An 18,867-nucleotide genomic window follows, 5' to 3' on the forward strand; every position below is an offset into this window, starting at 1 on the left:
CCCCACCAGAGGAAAGGCCACACCCCCCCCAAAAGAACGGGACGGGGGAAGAGAAAGAGAAAAAGGGGGGTGCTCCTGCCAACCCGCGGACACCCGGTCCCCCCACGCGCGTGCGCCTCGCACGCGCCGCTCCCGCGTGCCGCTACTCCGCGGCGACGACGGTGACTTCGCCGATGCCCAGCGCCTCGACCGGCGCCTTGATCTGGGACGCGTCACCGACGAGGACGGTCACCAGCCGTTCCACCGGGAAGGCGTTGACGACGGCCGCGGTGGCCTCCACCGTGCCCGTCGCGGCCAGCTGCTGGTACAGCGTCGCCTGGAAGTCGTCGGGCAGGTGCTGCTCGACCTGGTCGGCCAGGGTGCTCGCCACGGCCGCCGCGGTCTCGTACTTCAGCGGCGCCACCCCGACCAGGTTCTGCACGGCGACGTCCCGCTCGGCGTCGGTCAGGCCCTCCGCCGCGAGGGTGCGCAGCACCTTCCACAGGTCGTCCAGTGCGGGGCCGGTGTTGGGGGTGTCCACGGAGCCGCTGATGGCGAGCATCGAGGCGCCGGTGCCGTCCGGGGCGGACCTGAGGACCTGCCCGAAGGAGCGCACTCCGTAGGTGTAGCCCTTCTCCTCGCGCAGGACGCGGTCCAGGCGGGAGGTGAGGGTGCCGCCGAGGCAGTAGGTGCCGAGCACCTGGGCGGGCCAGACGCGGTCGTGCCGGTCCGGGCCGACCCGGCCGATGAGCAGCTGCGTCTGGACGGCGCCGGGACGGTCCACGATGACCACGCGCCCGGTGTCGTCGGCGGTCACCGGCGGCACCGGCCGGGGCTCGCCCCGGGTGCCGGTCCACGCGCCCAGGGTGTCGCCGAGCAGCTCGTCCAGGTCGACCCCGGTGAGGTCGCCGACCACGACCGCGGTGGCCGTGGCCGGGCGTACGAACCGGTCGTAGAAGGCGCGTACGGCCCCCGCGTCGATCTTCTCGACGGTCTCCTCGGTGCCCTGGCGCGGGCGGGACATGCGCGAGGTCGCCGGGAACAGCTCCTTGGAGAGTTCCTTGGCCGCCCGGCGGGAGGGGTTGGCCAGCTCGTGCGGGATCTCGTCCAGACGGTTGCGGACCAGCCGCTCGACCTCGCTCTCGGTGAACGCCGGGGCGCGCAGGGCGTCGGCGAGCAGGCCGAGGCCCTTGGCCAGGCGGGAGGCCGGGACCTCCAGGCTGAGCCGGACACCGGGGTGGTCGGCGTGCGAGTCCAGCGTGGCGCCCGCGCGCTCCAGCTCGGCGGCGAACTCCTCGGCGGAGTGCTGATCGGTGCCCTCGGAGAAGGCTCGCGCCATGATCGTGGCGACGCCGTCCAGGCCGGCCGGTTCGGCGTCCAGGGGCGCGTCCAGCAGCACCTCGACGGCGACGACCTGCTGGCCGGGACGGTGGCAGCGCAGCACCGTCATGCCGTTGTCGAGCGTGCCGCGCTCGGGGGCCGGGAACGCCCACGGCTTGGCCTCGCCCGGCTGCGGCTGGGGGTGGAAGTCCATCGTGGCGAGCTGGGTCACTTGGCCGTCTCCTCGTTCTCGTTACCGGCCTCTACGGTCGCTTCCTGCTCGGGGTCCTCGGGGACCTTGGCGTCCTCGACGGTCTCCGGGGACTTCGGCTCGTAGACGAGGACCGCGCGGTTGTCGGGGCGCAGGCGGGCCTTGGCGACCTCCTGGACCTCCTCGGGGGTCACCTCCAGGACGCGCTTGACGGCGGTGAGGGCGAGCTGCGGGTCGCCGAACAGGACGGCGTAGCGGCACAGTTCGTCGGCGCGGCCCGCCACCGTGCCGAGCCGGTCCAGCCACTCGCGCTCCAACTGGGCCTGGGCGCGCTCCATCTCCTCGGGCGTGGGGCCCTCCGCGGCGAACCGGGCCAGCTCCTCGTCGATGGCGGCCTCGATGACCGGCACCTCGACGTCACCGGAGGTCTTCACGTCCAGCCAGCCCATCGAGGGCGCGCCCGCCAGGCGCAGCAGACCGAAACCGGCCGCGACGGCCGTACGGTCGCGGCGCACCAGCCGGTTGTAGATGCGGGAGGACTCGCCGCCGCCGAGGACGGTCAGGGCGAGGTCGGCCGCGTCGGCTTCGCGGGTGCCGTCCTGCGGCAGCCGGTAGGCGGCCATCAGGGCGCGCGCGGGGACCTCCTCGACGACGACCTCGCGCAGCTGCTCGCCGATGGTCTCCGGCAGGGAGCCGTCGCGGGGCTGGGGCTTGCCGTCGTGGGACGGGATCGACCCGAAGTACTTCTCGACCCAGGCGAGGGTCTGGACGGGGTCGATGTCGCCGACCACGGAGAGCACCGCGTTGTTCGGCGCGTAGTAGGTACGGAAGAACTGGCGCGCGTCCTCCAGGGTGGCCGCGTCCAGGTCCGCCATCGAGCCGATCGGCGTGTGGTGGTACGGGTGGCCCTCGGGGTAGGAGAGGGCGGTCAGCTTCTCGAAGGCGGTGCCGTAGGGAACGTTGTCGTAGCGCTGGCGGCGCTCGTTCTTGACGACGTCCCGCTGGTTCTCCATGGACTCGTCGTCCAGGGCGGCGAGCAGCGAGCCCATGCGGTCCGCCTCCAGCCAGAGGGCGAGCTCCAGCTGGTGGGCCGGCATGGTCTCGAAGTAGTTGGTCCGCTCGAAGCTGGTGGTGCCGTTGAGCGAGCCGCCGGCGCCCTGCACCAGCTCGAAGTGGCCGTTGCCCTTGACCTGCCCCGAGCCCTGGAACATCAGGTGCTCGAAAAGGTGAGCCAGGCCCGTACGCCCCTTGACTTCGTGGCGGGAGCCGACGTCGTACCAGAGGCAGACCGCCGCCACCGGGGTCAGGTGGTCCTCGGAGAGCACCACGCGCAGACCGTTGGCCAGGCGGTGCTCGGTCGCTGTCAGGCCCCCGGAGCCTGCCTCGGCTGTGGTCGTGTGACCCATGGGCATGTACGTCCCTTCGCAAGCGGAGGCGGTCGTCGAAACCGCGGTTTTCCTGCCGTTCCTGCCACTGTATGCAAAGCGTGCGGGACCTCGGCGAAGTTCCCGCGGGACGTACGCCCACAGCGGATCGCGTAGCCTGCGTGCGACCCGTCTCCGGATGGCTTCCGGGAACCTGTCAGGCCGACGGAGACCGGGTCGTGGCCCGGGCTGTCAGTGCCGCGGTCCACAATGGTCCGCGTCAGATCCGTCAATCGCTTCAGCAAGGAGCCGGCAGCGATGGCCCGCCGCAGCACGAAGACCCCGCCGCCCGACGATTCGTTCGAGGAGAGGATCCTCGACATCGACGTCGTGGACGAGATGCGTGGCTCCTACCTCGAGTACGCGTACTCGGTCATCTACTCGCGCGCCCTGCCGGACGCCCGTGACGGCCTCAAGCCGGTGCACCGCCGGATCGTCTACCAGATGAACGAGATGGGCCTGCGCCCCGACCGCGGCTATGTGAAGTGCGCGCGTGTCGTCGGCGAGGTCATGGGCAAGCTGCACCCGCACGGCGACGCGTCGATCTACGACGCCCTGGTGCGCATGGCGCAGCCCTTCTCCATGCGCGTGCCCCTGGTCGACGGCCACGGAAACTTCGGCTCGCTGGGCAACGACGACCCGCCGGCCGCGATGCGGTACACCGAGTGCCGCCAGGCCGAGGCGACGAGCCTGATGACCGAGTCGATCGACGAGGACACGGTCGACTTCGCGCCCAACTACGACGGCCAGGAGCAGGAGCCGGTGGCGCTGCCGGCCGCCTTCCCGAACCTGCTGGTCAACGGCTCCTCGGGCATCGCGGTCGGCATGGCGACGAACATGCCGCCGCACAACCTGCGCGAGGTCATCGCCGCCGCCCGTCACCTGATCAAGTACCCGAACGCGGACCTGGACGCGCTGATGAAGCACGTTCCGGGCCCCGATCTGCCCACCGGCGGCCGGGTCGTCGGCCTCGACGGCGTCCGGGACGCGTACGCGACGGGCCGCGGCACCTTCAAGATGCGCGCGACGGTCTCGATCGAGACCGTGACCGCCCGCCGCAAGGGCCTGGTGGTCACCGAACTGCCGTTCACGGTGGGTCCCGAGAAGGTCATCGCGAAGATCAAGGATCTGGTCAACGCGAAGAAGGTCCAGGGCATCGCCGATGTCAAGGACCTCACCGACCGCGAGCACGGCCTGCGCCTGGTCATCGAGATCAAGAACGGCTTCGTGCCGGAGGCGATCCTGGAGCAGCTGTACAAGCTGACGCCGATGGAGGAGTCCTTCGGCATCAACAACGTCGCCCTGGTCGACGGCCAGCCGCTCACCCTGGGCCTGAAGGAGCTGCTGGAGGTCTATCTCGACCACCGCTTCGAGGTGGTCCGCCGCCGCAGCGAGTACCGCCGCGGCAGGAGGCGCGACCGGCTGCACCTGGTCGAGGGCCTGCTGACCGCGCTGGTCGACATCGACGAGGTCATCCGGATCATCCGGTCCAGCGAGAACTCCGCGCAGGCCAAGGAGCGCCTGATGGAGCGCTTCTCGCTGAGCGAGGTGCAGACGCAGTACATCCTCGACACGCCGCTGCGCCGGCTCACCAAGTACGACCGCATCGAGCTGGAGGCGGAGCGGGAGAAGCTCACCGCGGAGATCGAGGAGCTGACCCGGATCCTGGATTCGGACGCGGAGCTGCGCAAGCTGGTCTCGGCCGAGCTGGCCGCCGTGGCGAAGAAGTTCGGCACCGACCGGCGCACGGTCCTGCTGGAGTCCGCCGGCTCCCCGGTGGCCGCCGTGCCGCTGCAGGTGGCCGACGATCCGTGCCGGGTGCTGCTGTCCTCGACGGGTCTGCTGGCCCGTACCGCGACCGCCGAGCCGTTCGCGGAGACGGCCGGCGCGAAGCGCGTCAAGCACGATGTGATCGTCTCGGCGGTCCCGGCGACCGCGCGCGGCGAGATCGGCGCGGTGACCTCGGCGGGCCGCCTGCTGCGGATCAACGTGGTCGACCTGCCGCAGCTGCCCGAGTCGGCGTCCGCGCCGAACCTCTCCGGAGGGGCGCCGCTGGCGGAGTTCGTCTCCCTGGAGGACGACGAGACGGTGGTCTGCCTGAGCACGCTGGACGAGTCGTCCCCGGGCCTGGCGCTCGGCACGGAGCAGGGTGTCGTCAAGCGTGTGGTGCCCGACTACCCGTCCAACAAGGACGAGCTGGAGGTCATCACGCTCAAGGACGGCGACCGGATCGTCGGCGCGGTGGAGCTGCGCACCGGCGAGGAGGATCTGGTCTTCATCACCGACGACGCGCAGCTGCTGCGTTTCCAGGCCTCGATCGTCCGCCCGCAGGGCCGCCCGGCGGGCGGTATGGCGGGCATCAAGCTCGCCGAGGGCGTGAAGGTCATCTCGTTCACGGCGATCGACCCGGCCGCCGACGCCGTGGTGTTCACCGTGGCGGGCTCGCGCGGCACCCTGGACGACTCCGTGCAGACCACGGCCAAGCTGACCCCGTTCGACCAGTACCCGCGCAAGGGCCGGGCCACCGGCGGCGTGCGCTGCCAGCGGTTCCTGAAGGGCGAGGACTGCCTGTCGCTGGCCTGGGCGGGCCCGGCTCCCGCGCTCGCGGCGCAGAAGAACGGCACCCCGGCGGAGCTGCCGGAGCTGGACCCGCGCCGCGACGGCTCGGGCACCTCGCAGCCCAAGACGGTGGCGGTGGTCGCGGGACCGGTGTTCTAGGCGGTGCCCCGGTCGGTGATCCAGGCGGGCGGATCCTCCAGGTCCGCCTCGTCCGGATCGGCCGCCTCCTCGGGGTCCGTTTCCCACGGCCCCTGTACGTAGCGCAGGACGCCCCACATGCCGTGCTCGTCGGTGTGCGGGGAGTCGTTCCTGCACCCCTGCAGTTCCTTGCCGAGGGCGTCGGCGTCGATGCCGGAGCCGATGAGCACGAGCTGGGTGAGGCGGGCGTCGGCGGGCTTCCAGGGCTCGGGGTAGAAGCGCAGAAACCGGCCGACGGCGTGCACGGCGTACCGGCCGAGCGGGTCGTAGGGCCCGAAGTCGGCATACCCCTTGATCCGGTACAGCCCCGCGGGCCGGCTGTCCAGGAACCGCATGAGCCGCCGGGGCTCCATGGGCACGTCGGAGGTGAAGGACACGCTGTCGTAGCCGGTGTGCAGGTGCCCGGCGTGGTCGTGTGCGCCGTGGTCGTGCAGGTCGTCGAAGGACAGCTGTCCGACGCGCTCCTCGCTCGGCCTGCAGTCGAAGAGGAACTCGGGGTCGACGCGGCCGTAGGTGGCGGGGACGACGGCGGCGCGGTCGGTGAGGGAGCGGACGACGCCCAGGACCCGGTCGGCGTCGTCCGCGCGGTCGAGCTTGTTGACGACGACCAGGTCGGCGAGGGCTAGGTGCCGGTCGATCTCGGGGTGCTTCGCACGCGTGTCGTCGAACTCGGCGGCGTCGACGACCTCGACGAGACCGCCGTAGACGATGCCGGGATGCTCGCTGGCGAGCACCATGCGCACGAGTTCCTGCGGCTCGGCGAGCCCGCTCGCCTCGATGACGATCACGTCGATGCCGGCGGCGGGCGCGGCGAGCCGGTCCAGGTAGGTGTCCAGTTCGCTCGCGTCGACGGCACAGCACAGGCAGCCGTTGCCGAGCGAGACGGTCGAGTCGCCGAGAGCGCCGGCCACGGCCATCGCGTCGATCTCGATGGCCCCGAAGTCGTTGACGATCGCCCCGATACGGCTGCCCCCGCTGCGGTGCAGCAGATGGTTGAGGAGCGTGGTCTTCCCGGAGCCCAGGAAACCGGCGAGTACGACGACCGGGATCTGCTGCGGACTGCGGCTGCTGCCCAGGCTGTTCCCCAACGGGCGACCTCTCTCACGCGGAAGGGCACACCGGCTCGCGGCCCGGCGCCCGGACGAGATGTGACTGAGCGACCAGGATACGAGCGGGACGAATCGCGGCGGAGCGAACGATCGTCGGCGCTCCCGGCTCCTGGTCGCCGCCCTGGTCCCGGGCCGGCGTCACAGAGCGCTGGCGTCACAGAGCGCTGGCGTCACAGAGCCGCAGGCACCGCGACCTGCGGCTCGGGACCGACATAGCGGGCCACCGGCCGGATGATCTTCGGGTCGGCCGCCTGTTCCAGGAGGTTGGCGCTCCAGCCCACCACCCGCGCGGCCGCGAAGGTGGGGGTGAACATCTCGCGGGGCAGACCGCACAGTTCCATGACCACACCGGCGTAGAACTCGACATTCGTGTGGAGTTCACGGCCGGGCTTGAGTTCGGCGAGGATCGCCTCGACCCGGCGCTCGACCTCCACCGCGAAGTCCACGCGCGGGCCGCCGAAGGACAGGGCTGTCTCCCTCAGCATCCGCGAACGGGGGTCCTCGGTGCGGTAGACGGCGTGCCCGAAGCCCATGATCCGGTCACCGGCGAGCACCCGCTTCCGGATCCAGGGGTCGATCCGGTCCGGCGTGCCGATCGCGTCGAGTGTGTCCAGGGCCCGGCTGGGCGCGCCGCCGTGCAGCGGTCCGGACAGCGCGCCGACCGCACCGGTCAGGCAGGCCGCGACGTCGGCGCCCGTGGACGCGATGACGCGCGCGGCGAAGGTTGACGCGTTGAATCCGTGATCAATGGTTGAGATCAGGTATTGCTCGACCGCACGCGCCCGGCGCGGGTCGGGTTCCGAACCCGTCAGCATGTACAGGTAGTTGGCCGCGTACGAGAGGTCCTCGCGCGGCTCGACCGGATCGAGACCCCGCCCGAGCCGGTACAGCGCCGTGAGCAGCGTGGGTACGACCGCGCAGACGGCCACGGTGTCGGCCCGGCGCCGGTCGGCGTCGATGTCGTACACCGGCCGGAGTCCCTGCGCGGCGCCCAGCAGCGACAGGGCCGTGCGCAGCCCGGCCAGCGGGCCGGAGACACGGCTCGCCGCGGCGATCGCCGGCAGCGCCGCGCGGACGTCGCCGGGCAGCCGCCGCAGCGCCGCGGTCTCGGCGGCGAAGGCGGCGCTGCGCTCCGCGTCGGGAAGCCGCCCGTGGACCAGGAGGTGCCAGACGTCCTCGAAGCCGCGGGTCCGCGCGAGTTCGACGGCCGAGTACTGGCGGTAGTGGTAGAAGCCCTCCCGCCCCCGGACGTCACCGATCCGGGTCTCGGTGACGACGACGCCCGCGAGTCCGCGGGGTGCGTCGATGAGGGGGCTGGCGGTCCTGTCGATGGCCATGGTTCTCCTCCTTGAACTTGATTCGACTGTCTATGCTTGACTGATTTCTTGTCAACGTTGATCCAATCAATGCATAGCTATCAAGATGTGCGGAGACGACTACGGTGACCCTCATGCGCGATCACGACCCCGGTCCGGGCCGCCCCGGGGGGCGGCTGACCACCAAGGAGACCGCCGAGCTGCTCGGCGTGAAGGCCGAGACGGTGTACGCGTACGTCAGTCGCGGCCTGCTCAGCAGCAGACGCGAACCCGGCGGCCGCGCCAGCACCTTCGAGGCGAAGGAGGTGGAGGCTCTCGCCCGCCGCAACCGGCGCGAGGCGGCCGGGAGTCCGGGCACGGGGAGCGACCTGTCGGTCCGGACCCGCATCACCCTGATCGAGAAGGACCGGTACTTCTTCCGCGGCGTGGACGCCGTCGAGCTGGCCACCCGGTACTCCTACGAGGAGGTCGCGGAGTGGCTGTGGACGGGCCGGCTGACGCCCGGCGTCACCCTCTCCGCGCCCGGGGCCACCGTCGAGGTCGCCCGCCGCGCGGTGGACGCCCTGTCCGAGCACGCCTCCCCCGTCGACCGGCTGCGGGTGGCGGCGATCGCCGCGGCGGCCGAGGACCCGCTGCGCTTCGACCTCTCCGAGGAGGCCGTGCTGAACACCGCCCGCCTCCTCATCCCCACGCTGGTCGCGGCGCTGCCGCCCGCCCTGCACGGTCACAAGGACGGCGGCCCGCTGGCCCACCGCCTGTGGGGCCGGCTGACCGGCCGCCCCGCCGACGAGGCGTCGCTGCGCGTCCTGGACACCGCGCTGGCCCTGCTCGCCGACCACGACCTCGCCGCCTCCACCCTCGCGGTCCGGGTCGCCGCCTCGGCGCGCGCACACGCCTACGCGGCCGTCTCGGCCGGCCTCGGCGTCCTGGAGGGCCCGCTGCACGGCGCCGCCAGCGGCCTGGCCCACCGGATGCTGCTCGACGTGCTCGACCAGGGCACGGCGGTCCCGGTGATCGCCGACGAACTGCGCGCGGGCCGCCGTGTCCCCGGTCTCGGCCACCGGCTCTATCCGGGGGAGGATCCCCGCGCGCGCGTGCTCTTCGGCCTCCTGGAACAGGTCCCGCGCGCGGAGCCCGCACTGCTGGCCGCCCGCGACGTCGTCACCACGACAGCCCGGCACACCCCCCTGCACGCCAACGTCGACCTGGCCCTGGCCGTGTTCACCGCCTCCTGCGGCATGCCGGCCACGGCCGGCGAGACGATCTTCGCCGTCGCCCGGACGGCGGGCTGGATCGCGCACGCCCTGGAGGAGTACGGCGAGCGCCCGCTGCGGATGCGACCCAGCGGTCACTACATCGGTCCGCGGCCGCCGCAGCCCCTGCCGGAGTAGGACACGGGCACCGCCGGAAGTCGCCCTGGGGCAAGTCAGGTTAGGCTCACCTCTGTGAGTAGGTGCGCGACCGTCTCCAGGAGCCTCGACGAGCCCGTTTCCGGCACGGCTGCCACGGCGACGACGTGGCTGCTGCTGGAACAGCCCGGCCCGTGGGGTGCCAAGGCGCTCACCTCGAGCCACCTGGACCCCGCGCTGGGCCGGGCCCTGGAGGCCGCCGCCGAGGGAACCGGCGTCCGCATCGCGCTCATCCGGCGCCCCGGACGCCATGCCGACCCCGGAACGCCCGCGCTCCGGCACGTGTATGTCGCCCACACCGTTCCGGGACGGGTGTGGCTGCACAGCGCCACCACCCGCGACCCTCGGCGGCTGCTCGACCTCGACTTCGCGGCCCTCGGTGCGGGCGACCACCGTTCCTTCGGCGCTGCGCTCGGCGGCCGCCCGCACCGCGGCGGCCCGCTCGCGCTCGTGTGCACCAACGGCAAGCGCGACCGCTGCTGCGCCCTGCTGGGCCGCCCCCTCGCCGCGGAGCTGGCCGCCTCGGGTGTCCGCGGGGTCTGGGAGGTCACCCATCTGGGTGGACATCGCTTCTCGCCGACGGTGCTCGTCCTGCCCTTCGGCTACGCCTACGGCCGCGTCGAGGCGCACACCGTCAAGGAGGCCCTGGACGGCGTCCAGGAGGGGCGCGTGGTCGTCGAGGGATGCCGCGGGTGCTCCGCCTGGGAACGGCCCGGTCAGGCGGCCGAGCTGGCCGTCCGGTCGGCCGCGGACGAGTACCGGGCCGGTGTGCTGAGTGTGCTGCGGACCGACGGCTCGGCACCCCGGTGGGAGGTCACCGTCGGTCACGCCGACGGCCGCCGCTGGCGGGTCGGCGTGGCGCAGGGAACGTCGCTGCCGCCCCGCCCGGAGAGCTGCGGCGCGGCGGTCCTGGGGACACCCGCGCGGATGGACGTGGTGACGGTGCGTGAGCTGCGGCCCACGGCACTGGCGAGCTGAACGGGGAGCTGGCGCCCGGCTGCGTTCTTTCAAGCACCGGTCAAGAGATCCACACCACACCCCCTGGGGTGCGTCGCCCCCGGACACGTACCGTCATGGGTATGAGCCCCACTCCCCCCGCACGCCGTCTGCGCCTCGGCCTGCCGCGGCGGGTGTTCTCGCAGGTGCTGCTGATGCAGGTGGCGATCGCCGCGGGGGTCGCGGTGCTCGCGACCGGGCTGTTCCTCGCTCCGCTGAGCAAGCAGCTGGACCAGGAGGCGATGCGGCGCGCGCTGGCCATCGCCGAGACCACCGCCCAGGACCCGCAGATCGCCGAGGGCGTCCGCACCACCCCGCCGGCCAGGAACGGCCCGGTGCAGCAGGAGGCGGAGCGGATCCGGCGAGCCACCCACGCCGAGTACATCGTGGTGCTGGACCGGAACTGGGTGCGCTGGTCGCACCCCACGGCCTCGGAGATCGGCCGGCGTGTCTCCACCGACCCCAGCGACGCCCTGGCCGGCCAGGAGGTCATGGAGATCGACAAGGGCACGCTGGGGCGCTCGGCGCGCGGCAAGGTACCGCTGTACGACGCCGACCACCGCATCGTCGGGGCGGTCTCGGTCGGCATCGCCTACGACAGCGTGCGGGCGCGGCTGATCAGCGCGATCCCGGGGCTGTTCGCGTACGCCGGCGGCGCCCTCGCGGTGGGCGCGCTGGCCGCCTGGCTGATCTCCCGCAGGGTCCAGCGGCAGACCCGGGACCTGGCCTTCTCCGACATCTCGGCACTGCTCGCGGAGCGCGAGGCGATGCTGCACGGCATCCGGGAGGGCGTCGTCGCCCTCGACCGCGGCGGCCGTATCCGGCTGCTCAACGACGAGGCGCGGCGGCTGCTCGGCATCGGCGACGAGGCGGTCGGGCAGACTCCCGACGAGGCGCTCGGCGCGGGCCGCACGACGGACGTGCTGGCCGGCCGGGTGGCGGGCACCGATCTGCTCACCGTGCGCGGCCAGCGCGTCCTGGTCGCCAACCGCATGCCCACCGACGACGGCGGCGCCGTCGCCACGCTGCGCGACCGCACCGAGCTGGAGCAGCTGGGGCGGGAACTGGACTCCACGCGCGGCCTGATCGACGCGCTGCGCGCCCAGGACCACGAGCACGCCAACCGCATGCACACGCTGCTCGGACTGCTGGAACTGGAGATGTACGACGACGCGGTGGAGTTCGTCGGCGAGGTGGTCGGCGACCACCGGGTGACCGCCGAGCAGGTCACCGAGAAGATCCAGGACCCGTTGCTGGCCGCGCTGCTGGTCGGCAAGGCGACCGTGGCCGCCGAGCGCGGGGTCGCCCTGTGGGTGTCGGAGCGCACCCGGCTCCCGGACCGCCTGATCGATCCGCGGGGCCTGGTCACGGTCGTCGGCAACCTCGTGGACAACGCCCTCGACGCGGTCGCGGGCACCCCGCACGCGCGCGTGGAGGTCGAGTTGCGCACGGAGGGCCGTACGGTCGTCCTCAGGGTGTGTGACACGGGGCCCGGGATACCGGCGGACCAGCGGGAGCTGATCTTCACCGATGGGTGGTCCACCAAGAAGCCGCCCGCGCACGGCAAGCGGGGCCTCGGGCTGTCCCTGGTGCGCCGGCTCGCCGAGCGGCAGGGCGGGAGCGCGGCCGTGGGCACGGCGGACGGGGGCGGTGCCGAGTTCACCGTGGTCCTGCCCGACGCGCTGACCGAGCCGGAGCCGGAACCGGCCCTCACCGGGTCCCCCGAGTCCGCTACGGCCCCTGCGCATACGGCCCCTGCGAACGTCCCGGCCACGGCCGAGGAGGGGACGCGATGATCGAGGTCCTGGTCGTGGACGACGACACCCGGGTGGCCCGGGTCAACGCCGCCTACGTCGAGAAGGTGCCCGGGTTCCACGTGGCGGGCGAGGCGCACAACGCGGCGGAGGCGCTGCGTCAGGTGGAGGCACTGCCGCGGCTCGACCTGGTGCTCATGGACCACTACCTGCCCGACGAGACGGGACTGGCCGTCGTACGCGAGATGCGCCGGCGCGGCCACCAGACCGACGTGATCATGGTGACGGCGGCGCGGGACGTGTCGACCGTCCAGGCCGCCATGCGGCACGGGGCGCTGCAGTATCTGGTGAAACCGTTCGCCTTCGCGGGCCTGCGGGCCAAGCTGGAGGCGTACGCCGAGCTGCGGCGCACCCTGGACGGCGGTGGGGAGGCCGAACAGGCACAGGTGGACCGCATCTTCGGCGCCCTGTCCGCCCCCTCGGAGCCGGAGCTGCCGAAGGGGCACTCCCCCACCACGGCCGAGCTGGTGCGTCAGGCGCTGATGAACGCCGAAGGCCCGCTGTCCGCCCAGGAGATCGCCGAGCGGACGGGGGTGAGCCGGCAGACCGCCCAGCGCTATCTGAAGCTGCTGGAGCGCACCGGACGGGCGCGGCTGACCCTCAAGTACGGCGACGCGGGCCGCCCCGAACACCGTTACGTGTGGGCGACCCGCGCCTGAGCGGAGCGTGTCTGAGCCGGCCTGTGCTTGAGCCGGCCTGTGCTTGAGGGGCCCGGTGCCCTACTTGGCGGCCTCGACGAACTCGGTCGTGTACGTCTTGTCCAGGTCGACCTTCGCGTTCTGGATGTTGGGGTTGAACGCCCTGAGCACCTTCTCGACGGTCTCGGGGCCGCCCTCGGGCATCACGCCGTCGTCGGTGAACATCGGCAGCGTGCTCTTGACGGCCTGCGCGTAGAGCGCCTTGTCGCCCTGGGAGTAGTCGGCGGGCATCTTGGCGGCGATCTCGTCGGCGCTGTGGGTGGACATCCACTTGAGCGTCTTGACGAATGCGTTGACCAACTTCTGGACGGTGTCCTTGTGTCCGTTCACCCAGTCCGTCTGCATGTACAGACTTGACGACGGGTACGGGCCGCCCAGCGCCTGCTGCGAACCCTCGGGAGTGCGCATGTCGACGAGGATCTTGCCCGCCTTCTTGTCCAGGATCGTCGCGACGGTCGGGTCGGTGGTCATGCCGCCGTCGATCGCGCCGTTCTGGAGCGCCGCGATGAACGTCGGGCCGGCCCCGACCGCGACCGGCGTGAACTCGCTGACCTTCACGCCGTTCTTGACCGCCAGGTACTTCGTGAGGAAGTCGGTCGAGGAGCCGAGACCGGTCACGCCGAGCTTGCGGCCCTTGAAGTCCTTGGGGGACGTGAGGTCGCCCGCCGCCTTGTCCGACACGACCTCGACCTCGCCCGGCGCGTGCGAGAACTGCACGACGGACTCGACCGACTTGCCCTTCACCTGGAGGTCGAGGGTGTGGTCGTAGAAGCCGACGGCTCCCTGCACCTGGCCCGAGACGAGCGCGGTCTCGGCCTGGACCCCGGCGGGCTCGCTGAGGAGCTGGACGTTCAGACCCTCCGCCCGGAAGTAGCCGAGGCGCTGGGTGAGCATCGCGGGCAGGTAGATGACCTTGTCCAGGCCCCCGACCATGATCTTGACGGACTCGCCCTTGCCGCCGCCCCCGCCGCTGCCGGTGTCGGCGGTCGAGCTGGCCGCGTCGTTGGCGCAGGCGGTGAGCGAGGTGAGGGCGAGCAGTCCGGCGGCGGCCAGGGAGGCGTATCTGGCGGTCTTACGCATGGCGGTTCACGTCCTTGTGAGAGGGCGGTGCGGGGATGGAGCGGGGGGGTGGGTTCAGCTGTCGGAACCGGTCGGCTTCCAGCGGAAGATGCGCCGCTCGGCGAAGGTCAGCAGTCCCTCGGCGACCAGGGCCACGACCGCGAGGATGACCATCGCCGCGTAGACGCCGGCCGCGTTGAAGGTGTTCTGCGACTGCGAGACGAGCAGGCCGATGCCCTTGGTCGCGCCGATGTACTCGCCGACGATGGCGCCGATGAGCGCGAAGCCGAAGCTGACGTGGAGGCTGGTGAAGATCCAGGAGGTGGCCGACGGGATGACCACCTGGAGGGTCACCCTGCGGTCACTGGCACCGAGAATGCGGGCGTTGGCGACCAGGTTGCGGTCGACCTCACGGGCGCCCTGGAAGGCGTTGAAGAACACCGGGAAGAAGACGAGCACGACGGCGGAGGCGATCTTGGAGGAGGGCCCGAGCCCGAACCAGATCAGGAAGATGGGCGCCAGGACGATCCTGGGGATCGAGTTGAGCACCTTGATGTATGGACCAAGCACCTCGGCGAGCAATCTGATCCGCCCGAGCGCGATGCCGAGCAACACACCGGCGACCACACCGATGACCCAGCCGAGCAGTGCCTCGTAGAGCGTGTACCAGATCTGCTCGCCCAGGGAGCCGAGCGCGGTCCCGTGCGTCACCCAGGTCCAGATCTGGTCCCAGACCTTGGAAGGCATCGAGAAGTTGAACGGGTCGATGACCTTCGCCCGGGACAACCCCTCCCACAGGCCCAGGACGGCCACCAGGAGCAGCACCCGCGCGACGGTCACGAGTACCTTGCGACGGCGGGCCGCCTGGGCGCGGGTCCGCGCACGGTCGGGGACCTTGGCCGTGTCGACGACCGGTGTGCTGAGAACCTCAGGCGACATGAGCGGCACCTCTCTCGCGGGTGATGCGGACCTCTTCGCCCAGGGACTCCCAGATCTCGCGGTAGATCTCGATGAACCGCGGCTCCAGGCGCACCGATTCGACCCTGCGCGGCCGGGGCAGGTCGATGTCGAAGACCTGCTTCACGGTCGCGGGGCCGGCGGTCATCACGACGACCTTGTCGGCCAGCGCGATGGACTCCTCCAGGTCGTGGGTGACGAAGACGACGGAGGCGCCCGTGCCTCCCCACAGCTCCAGCAGCTCGTCGGACATCAGCGCCCGGGTCTGCACGTCGAGCGCCGAGAACGGCTCGTCCATCAGCAGGATCTCGGGGTCGTTGACGAAGGTGGCGGCGAGGGCGACGCGCTTGCGCTGACCACCGGAGAGCTGGTGCGGATAGCGGTCCTCGAAGGCGGCGAGCCCGACCCGGGCCAGCCAGTCCCGGGCCTTCTGTCTCGCCTCCGCCTTGGGCACGCCTCGGAAGCGCGGGCCGGCCATGACGTTCGACAGCACCGTCCGCCAGGGGAAGGTGGCGTCCTGCTGGAAGACGAAGCCGACCTTGTCGCCGACGCCGTCGACCGGCTCCCCGGCCACCAGCACCTCACCCTCGGTGGGCTCCTCCAGGCCGCTGACCAGCGTCAGGGTGGTGGACTTGCCACAGCCGGTCGGTCCCACGACGGCCACGAACTCGCCGCGCTCCACGGTGAGGTCCAGGCCGCGCACGGCCGTGTGCAGTCCCCCGGACGGGGTCCTGAAGATCTTGCTCGCGCCCCGCAGCTCGATGGCGGGGCTGGTGTGTGCGCTCATGGCCCGGGACGGTAGGTGTGGCCCCGGCCACAGCAGGAGTCTTGTGAGCGCAAGCCGTTCTTTTGCTCGCAAGAGCCTGTTGTGCTCATTTTGCTCGCGCTACAACTGCGGAGCCGAAACACGGGCTCCACGCTCGTCGGCCTTGAAGGAGAGGCCTGATGATTGACGTCCTGGTGGTGGACGACGACTTCCGCGTCGCTGAGATAAACGCCAAGTACGTGGGAAAGGTTCCCGGCTTCCGGGTGACCGCCCGCGCGCACAGCGCCGCCCAGGCCCTGGCCGCCGTCGAACGCGGCGGTGTCCATCTGGTCCTGCTCGACCACTATCTGCCGGACCGCACCGGCCTCGAACTCGTCCACCGCATGCGGGAACAGGGCCACGGCACGGACGTCATCATGATCACCGCGGCCGGTGACGTGACGACCGTCCAGCAGGCCATGCGCCTCGGCGCCCTGCACTACCTGGTCAAACCGTTCACCTTCGCCGCCCTGCGCGCCCGCCTCGAGTCCTACGCCGCCCTGCGTCGCACGGTCGACCGGGTGGGCGGCAGGGGCCTGACGGGCCAGGAGCAGGTGGACCGGATCTTCGGCGCGCTACGGACGGCCCCCGCCCCGTCCGCACCCGGCCTGCCGAGCGGACACTCGGAGCCCACGACGGACCTGATCTGCGGTGTCCTGCACCACGCCGACCATCCGCTGTCGGCCCATGAGGTCGCCGCCCGGACCGGACTCAGCCGCTCCACGGCCCAGCGCTACCTCCGCCACCTGGAACAGGCGGGCCGACTCCGGCTCTCCCTGAAGTACGGCGACACGGGCCGCCCGGAACACCGGTACGCGTGGGTGGCGCCGTGATCACCCGCAGGGCCGGCTACACCGCCCCGGCCCCGGTCAGTGACCGCACCTCCGTCTCGGCGTACCTGGCCTCGTCCGCGACCTCCTCCGAGGTGACCGTGCCCAGCCAGCCGGCGAGGAAGCCCAGCGGGATGGAGACGATGCCCGGGTTCTGCAACGGAAAGTACTGGAAGTCGATCTCGGGGAACAGCGAGCCGGGACTGCCGGACACCACCGGGGACAGCAGCACGAGCCCGAGCGCGGGGATCAGGCCGCCGTACACGGCCCACACCGCCCCGCGTGTGGTGAAGCCGCGCCAGAACAGCGAGTAGAGCAGCACCGGGAGGTTCGCCGACGCGGCGACCGCGAAGGCGAGACCGACCAGGAAGGCGACGTTCAGGTCGCGGGCCAGCAGACCGAGCGCGATCGCGACGACACCGATACCGACCGCCGCGAACCGCGCCACCGCCACCTCGCTGCGCCCCTTGCCGTGCGATCGCCGCAGCGACGCGTACAGGTCGTGGGCCACCGAGGCGGAGGAGGCGAGCGTGATGCCGGCGACGACCGCGAGGATCGTGGCGAAGGCCACGGCGGCGACGACCGCGAACAGAACCGTTCCACCCGTGGAGCCCGCGCCGCCGCCCAGATCGAGGGCGAGCAGGGGCACGGCCGTGTTCCCGGCCGCGTTCGAACCGCGCACGGCATCCGGCCCCACGATGGCCGCCGCCCCGAACCCCAGGACGAGCGTCATCAGGTAGAAACCGCCGATCAGGCCGATGGACCACACCGCGGAGCGACGGGCGGCCCGGGCTGTGGGCACGGTGTAGAAGCGGGACAGGATGTGCGGCAGTCCCGCCGTGCCCAGCACGAGCGCGATCCCGAGGCTGATGAAGTCGAGGCGAGCGGTCCAGTTCCCGCCGTACTTGAGACCCGGTGCCAGGAACGCGTTCCCGTGACCGCTGCGTTCCGCGGCCGTCGTCAGCAGCCGGCCGACGTCCCCGTGGAAGCGGACCAGGACGAGCACGGTCAGCGCGATCGTCCCGCTGAGCAGCAGGACCGCCTTCACGATCTGGATCCAGGTGGTGGCCCGCATCCCGCCCAACGACACATAGATCACCATGAGGGCGCCGACCCCGATGACCGTCCAGGCCTGGGCCGCGCTGCTCGTCCGCCCCAGCAGCAGCGCCACCAGGCTGCCCGCGCCGACCATTTGCGCCACCAGATACAGAACGGACACCGTGACCGAGGAAGTTCCCGCGGCGATCCGTACCGGCCGCTCGCTCATCCGCGCCGCCACCACGTCGGCCAGCGTGAACCGCCCGCAGTTGCGGACCAGTTCGGCCACCAGGAACAACACGACCAGCCACGCCACGAGAAAGCCCACCACGTACAGCATCCCGTCGTACCCGTACAACGCGATGAGCCCCGTGACCCCGAGGAAGGAAGCCGCCGACATGTAGTCGCCCGCGATGGCAAAACCATTCTCCATCGGGGAGAACAACCGCCCGCCGGCATAGAACTCCTCCGCCGAACCACGCCGCCTGCGGCTCACCCAGGTCGTGATCCCGAGGGTGACGGCCACGAAACCGCTGAACAGCACCAAGGCCAGGGTCTGATGGCCGCCCGTCACGAGGCACCTCCCCGCGCGCCGCGGGTCAGTTCCTGGGTGTCCCAGCGCAGTTCCAACGCGGCACGGTCCCGGCGCAGGCGGGCATGCCGGGAGTAGGCCCAGGTGAGCAGGAAGGTGCTGAGGAACTGGCCGAGCCCCGCGAGCATGCCCACGTTCACCGCCCCCGCCACGGGTCGTGCCATGAGCCCGGGCGCGGTCGTGGCCGTGACGACGTACCCCACGTACCAGACGAGGAAGGCGATGACTCCCGGCACCACGAACCGCCGGTACCTGCCGCGCACCTCCTGGAAGGCCGCGCTGCGCTGCACCTCGACGTACACATCCAGGGCGCGAACCTCCGTTCCGCCCTCCTCCCGGCGAGCGGAGGGCACGGCCGGGGCCGGCCTGCCCGTGCCGTCCAGTTCACCCCAGCCCGAGGCCAGCGCGTCGTACCAAGGGTCCTCGTGCGTCACGTCGTGGGCGGGCGTGCCATGGTCTTCCCGGTGCTCGGGCGCTCTCTCGGGACCGCCCCCGTCGCCGCGGGAACGACCGTTGCTTGACTGCATGCCCAAGGATGGACAGATCGGAAGAT

General features: G+C 71.6%; 15 protein-coding genes. 6 read left to right on the forward strand and 9 right to left on the reverse strand.

What is annotated here, in order from left to right; translation table 11 throughout:
- Positions 1 to 142: 142 nt before the first annotated feature.
- Complete coding sequence (locus tag ACZ5CW_RS37825; RefSeq protein ID WP_468609732.1) at positions 143 to 1,531, reverse strand: M16 family metallopeptidase; 1,389 nt, start codon at positions 1,529 to 1,531, stop codon at positions 143 to 145.
- Positions 1,528 to 2,922 (reverse strand): M16 family metallopeptidase, encoded by a 1,395-nt coding sequence (locus ACZ5CW_RS37830; RefSeq protein ID WP_468609734.1) that lies wholly within the window; start codon positions 2,920 to 2,922, stop codon positions 1,528 to 1,530. The genes ACZ5CW_RS37825 and ACZ5CW_RS37830 overlap by 4 nt, the downstream gene beginning before the upstream one ends.
- A gap of 270 nt (positions 2,923 to 3,192) precedes the next feature.
- Here ACZ5CW_RS37830 and ACZ5CW_RS37835 point away from each other — a divergent pair, with 270 nt between their 5' ends.
- Complete coding sequence (locus ACZ5CW_RS37835) at positions 3,193 to 5,652, forward strand: DNA gyrase/topoisomerase IV subunit A (RefSeq protein WP_468609737.1); 2,460 nt, start codon at positions 3,193 to 3,195, stop codon at positions 5,650 to 5,652.
- Here ACZ5CW_RS37835 and ACZ5CW_RS37840 read toward each other — a convergent pair.
- A complete protein-coding gene (locus ACZ5CW_RS37840) occupies positions 5,649 to 6,779 on the reverse strand; it encodes a CobW family GTP-binding protein (protein ID WP_468609739.1) in 1,131 nt (376 codons plus the stop codon). The two genes, ACZ5CW_RS37835 and ACZ5CW_RS37840, sit on opposite strands and share 4 nt — an antisense overlap.
- A gap of 191 nt (positions 6,780 to 6,970) precedes the next feature.
- Positions 6,971 to 8,137 (reverse strand): citrate synthase, encoded by a 1,167-nt coding sequence (locus tag ACZ5CW_RS37845; protein ID WP_468609741.1) that lies wholly within the window; start codon positions 8,135 to 8,137, stop codon positions 6,971 to 6,973.
- Positions 8,138 to 8,250: 113 nt separating this feature from the next.
- Between ACZ5CW_RS37845 and ACZ5CW_RS37850 the strand changes: the two genes are divergently transcribed.
- The 4 genes from ACZ5CW_RS37850 (at position 8,251) to ACZ5CW_RS37865 (ending at position 12,994) form a co-directional block, all read left to right on the forward strand.
- Positions 8,251 to 9,507: a citrate synthase gene (locus tag ACZ5CW_RS37850; protein WP_468609743.1), complete on the forward strand. Its 1,257-nt coding sequence runs from the start codon at positions 8,251 to 8,253 to the stop codon at positions 9,505 to 9,507.
- Positions 9,508 to 9,561: 54 nt separating this feature from the next.
- Positions 9,562 to 10,503 carry a sucrase ferredoxin gene (locus ACZ5CW_RS37855; protein ID WP_468609745.1) on the forward strand — a complete coding sequence of 314 codons (942 nt, stop codon included), beginning with the start codon at positions 9,562 to 9,564 and terminating at the stop codon, positions 10,501 to 10,503.
- Between the two features lie 101 nt (positions 10,504 to 10,604).
- Complete coding sequence (locus ACZ5CW_RS37860) at positions 10,605 to 12,317, forward strand: ATP-binding protein (RefSeq protein WP_468609747.1); 1,713 nt, start codon at positions 10,605 to 10,607, stop codon at positions 12,315 to 12,317.
- On the forward strand, positions 12,314 to 12,994 hold the full coding sequence (locus ACZ5CW_RS37865; protein ID WP_468609749.1) for a response regulator: 681 nt from the start codon (positions 12,314 to 12,316) through the stop codon (positions 12,992 to 12,994). The genes ACZ5CW_RS37860 and ACZ5CW_RS37865 overlap by 4 nt, the downstream gene beginning before the upstream one ends.
- Before the next feature lie 60 nt (positions 12,995 to 13,054).
- Here the strand turns inward: ACZ5CW_RS37865 and ACZ5CW_RS37870 are convergent, their stop codons facing one another.
- From ACZ5CW_RS37870 to ACZ5CW_RS37880, 3 genes are read right to left on the reverse strand one after another with little or no spacing between them, the layout of a single operon-like run.
- The gene (locus ACZ5CW_RS37870) at positions 13,055 to 14,113 is read right to left on the reverse strand and encodes an ABC transporter substrate-binding protein (RefSeq protein ID WP_468609751.1); all 1,059 of its coding nucleotides are present in this window, start codon (positions 14,111 to 14,113) and stop codon (positions 13,055 to 13,057) included.
- A 54-nt stretch (positions 14,114 to 14,167) separates the two neighbouring features.
- Positions 14,168 to 15,031 (reverse strand): ABC transporter permease, encoded by an 864-nt coding sequence (locus ACZ5CW_RS37875; protein ID WP_468609753.1) that lies wholly within the window; start codon positions 15,029 to 15,031, stop codon positions 14,168 to 14,170.
- The gene (locus ACZ5CW_RS37880) at positions 15,021 to 15,836 is read right to left on the reverse strand and encodes an ABC transporter ATP-binding protein (RefSeq protein ID WP_468609755.1); all 816 of its coding nucleotides are present in this window, start codon (positions 15,834 to 15,836) and stop codon (positions 15,021 to 15,023) included. Before ACZ5CW_RS37880 ends, ACZ5CW_RS37875 begins: the two co-directional genes overlap by 11 nt.
- Positions 15,837 to 15,994: 158 nt before the next feature.
- Here ACZ5CW_RS37880 and ACZ5CW_RS37885 point away from each other — a divergent pair, with 158 nt between their 5' ends.
- On the forward strand, positions 15,995 to 16,687 hold the full coding sequence (locus tag ACZ5CW_RS37885) for a response regulator (RefSeq protein WP_468609757.1): 693 nt from the start codon (positions 15,995 to 15,997) through the stop codon (positions 16,685 to 16,687).
- Positions 16,688 to 16,703: 16 nt separating this feature from the next.
- Here the strand turns inward: ACZ5CW_RS37885 and ACZ5CW_RS37890 are convergent, their stop codons facing one another.
- Positions 16,704 to 18,296: a solute symporter family protein gene (locus ACZ5CW_RS37890; RefSeq protein ID WP_468609759.1), complete on the reverse strand. Its 1,593-nt coding sequence runs from the start codon at positions 18,294 to 18,296 to the stop codon at positions 16,704 to 16,706.
- Positions 18,293 to 18,841, reverse strand: a complete 549-nt coding sequence (locus ACZ5CW_RS37895; protein ID WP_468609761.1) for a DUF485 domain-containing protein — start codon at positions 18,839 to 18,841, stop codon at positions 18,293 to 18,295. Before ACZ5CW_RS37895 ends, ACZ5CW_RS37890 begins: the two co-directional genes overlap by 4 nt.
- Positions 18,842 to 18,867: the final 26 nt, after the last annotated feature.

The organism is Streptomyces sp. NPDC031379 (assembly GCF_055569615.1).

Excerpts from the sequence above, each read along its gene's own strand:
- ACZ5CW_RS37875 (WP_468609753.1), bottom strand. The coding sequence starts at position 15,031 with ATGTCGCCTGAGGTTCTCAGCACACCGGTCGTCGACACGGCCAAGGTC.
- ACZ5CW_RS37830 (WP_468609734.1), bottom strand. The coding sequence starts at position 2,922 with ATGCCCATGGGTCACACGACCACAGCCGAGGCAGGCTCCGGGGGCCTG.
- ACZ5CW_RS37845 (WP_468609741.1), bottom strand. The coding sequence starts at position 8,137 with ATGGCCATCGACAGGACCGCCAGCCCCCTCATCGACGCACCCCGCGGA.
- ACZ5CW_RS37870 (WP_468609751.1), bottom strand. The coding sequence starts at position 14,113 with ATGCGTAAGACCGCCAGATACGCCTCCCTGGCCGCCGCCGGACTGCTC.
- ACZ5CW_RS37860 (WP_468609747.1), top strand. The coding sequence starts at position 10,605 with ATGAGCCCCACTCCCCCCGCACGCCGTCTGCGCCTCGGCCTGCCGCGG.
- ACZ5CW_RS37895 (WP_468609761.1), bottom strand. The coding sequence starts at position 18,841 with ATGCAGTCAAGCAACGGTCGTTCCCGCGGCGACGGGGGCGGTCCCGAG.
- ACZ5CW_RS37880 (WP_468609755.1), bottom strand. The coding sequence starts at position 15,836 with ATGAGCGCACACACCAGCCCCGCCATCGAGCTGCGGGGCGCGAGCAAG.
- ACZ5CW_RS37835 (WP_468609737.1), top strand. The coding sequence starts at position 3,193 with ATGGCCCGCCGCAGCACGAAGACCCCGCCGCCCGACGATTCGTTCGAG.
- ACZ5CW_RS37865 (WP_468609749.1), top strand. The coding sequence starts at position 12,314 with ATGATCGAGGTCCTGGTCGTGGACGACGACACCCGGGTGGCCCGGGTC.
- ACZ5CW_RS37885 (WP_468609757.1), top strand. The coding sequence starts at position 15,995 with ATGATTGACGTCCTGGTGGTGGACGACGACTTCCGCGTCGCTGAGATA.
- ACZ5CW_RS37850 (WP_468609743.1), top strand. The coding sequence starts at position 8,251 with ATGCGCGATCACGACCCCGGTCCGGGCCGCCCCGGGGGGCGGCTGACC.